Raw genomic sequence first — 204 nt, 5'->3', positions numbered from 1 at the left:
CACCTTTTGTTACTTGTAATACTTGCTCTTTCATATCTTTCATTCTCCCTTCCTTTGTTTTTGTTACAAAACCTCTATTATACTAATACGCTTGATAGAAACACGATTAATGCTGTTAATACTACTGCTCCGCTTGCTGATCCTACGAAATCACCTTTTGTTACTTGTAATACTTGCTCTTTCATATCTTTCATTCTCCCTTCC

General features: G+C 34.8%; 1 protein-coding gene. It reads right to left on the bottom strand.

From position 1 onward, the window contains the following. Window positions 1-77 precede the first annotated feature (77 nt). Window positions 78-194 (bottom strand): DUF3948 family protein, encoded by a 117-nt coding sequence (locus tag BAQ48_RS14920; protein ID WP_000654250.1) that lies wholly within the window; start codon window positions 192-194, stop codon window positions 78-80. Window positions 195-204 lie beyond the last annotated feature (10 nt).

The sequence above is a fragment of the Bacillus luti genome (assembly GCF_001884105.1).
Lineage (GTDB): Bacteria > Bacillota > Bacilli > Bacillales > Bacillaceae_G > Bacillus_A > Bacillus_A luti.
This window is presented reverse-complemented; position numbering and strand designations above follow the sequence as displayed.